Origin of the sequence: Roseburia sp. OF03-24 (genome assembly GCF_003463035.1) — a bacterium.
Classification (GTDB): Bacteria; Bacillota; Clostridia; order Lachnospirales; family Lachnospiraceae; genus Roseburia; species Roseburia rectibacter.
The window spans coordinates 1-1,653 of record NZ_QSCK01000074.1 but is presented as its reverse complement, the minus strand read 5'-3'; the positions used below and the strand labels follow the sequence as shown (position 1 = coordinate 1,653).

Here is a 1,653-nt window from a genome sequence, read left to right as displayed (position 1 = left end):
CCTGAATTATTCACGGAACAGTATCTGAACTGATAACTGTACCATGAATCCCCAAATTGACCCATGTAGCCTAAACATCGCTCAACCAATCTCCAAAAAGGGTATAAAATCCCTGTAGCAGAGTCCTGAGCGGTTATTAAGCTGTCAAGGTTCGTTAATAGTTGCTATTCCAGCTGTACATTCAGCTTACCGATATTTGAAAGTGTCTCATAGAATTCATTCTTATAAGGGCAGCTGCTACACAGCTTGAATGTGATATATCTTGCTGAACGAATTACTTTTGCAGCAATCTTCAGCAGTTTTAAACGGACGGTATCTATGCGTTGTTTTCGCATGTTTGCTGATAACGCCAATCGTCTAAACCAATTAAATATGTTATACGCAAGAGCGTGTACCTGAAGTCTGTTTGCATTTACGATTCTGGTATGACTGCTTATGGAAGCAAAATCAAAACCGGATTTGCTTTCTTTGATAAAGTTTTCCATCAGACCTCGCTTGCAGTAAAATTTGATAAGATACTCTGGTTCGGAATCCATGTTTGTGACAACAAATGTGTACATGTAAACCATCTGGTTTTCCGGCTTTTCAACCTTGCATACCACACGCCTTTCATAAGGCCATGACTTTGCTTTGTACATGAATTCACCATAAACTACCGCATAATCCACTTTGTTATTTCTGGTGATTTCATTAAGTTCATCCACAAAATAGGATGCTTTTTCACGGAGAAGACCATTCTCCTTCAGCCGGATCACATAGCTTGTGCCGTTTTCTTCGCACTGCTTATAAAGATCAGGAGTCGCAAAACCACTATCACCACGAAGCAGAATACGGATTGCAGGATAATCATTCTGGTATTCATCCAGTATCGGCTGCAGGAAGTCAACCACTCCTGTACAGGAATACTGTGTTCCATCACGAAGCTGTACTTTTATCAGATCTCCAGTCATTCCGTCATAACAGACAAGCGGATGATAACCATTGCTTTGATAATGAAAGTTAAAGGCTCTGCCTTCCTGTCTGCCGTATGCATCAAGAAGGGTGGAATCCAGATCCAGAATAACAGCCGATGGCATCTGAATACTGTAAATTTTCTTCCGAAGCACTCTGGCAATCGCAAGGAACTGGTTTAAGGTATCTTCATCCATACGGTTAAAGAATCTCGATACCGTAGGCTGTGATGCAAGTGCATCTTTTTCAAGTACAGACTTGAATACCGGATCATTGGTCAGTTCATCGGAAGCATCATCTTCGAAATAACCGGCAATGATCATATATATCATCTGGAGCAGATTTTTCTGATCCGTGTGATATCTGAATAATGCAGGATCATTGGTCTTGAAAGTTTTGTCTAAAAGCTTATCAATACCAAGCTTGCTTATGAATTCTTTGATAAGAAGCAGACCTGCATCGGAGGAGAGATCTCCTCCATCAAAATTTATTTTTATCTGTCTATTGCTTTCTAAGGCTAAGGTGTTTACAATACTCATAAAGGGCTCCTTTGGGTTATTTTTTAAGATTCGACACCTTAATTTTACCACAAATGGATGCTCTTTTTTCATTCATCTGATAGGTGAAAAGCAATATTCAGTTAAAATATAGAAACTATGTGGTTTTCAGCCACTTTCACGGCTGTGCCGTGAATAATATAGG

The 1,653-nt window shown here is 39.7% G+C and carries 1 protein-coding gene; it reads right to left on the bottom strand.

Annotated features, from left to right (window positions below):
* Nucleotides 1-164: 164 nt before the first annotated feature.
* Nucleotides 165-1,490: an IS1380 family transposase gene (locus DXA60_RS18395; RefSeq protein ID WP_117922688.1), complete on the bottom strand. Its 1,326-nt coding sequence runs from the start codon at nucleotides 1,488-1,490 to the stop codon at nucleotides 165-167.
* Between the last annotated feature and the right edge of the window lie 163 nt (nucleotides 1,491-1,653).

Excerpts from the sequence above, each read along its gene's own strand:
- DXA60_RS18395 (WP_117922688.1), bottom strand. The coding sequence starts at position 1,490 with ATGAGTATTGTAAACACCTTAGCCTTAGAAAGCAATAGACAGATAAAA.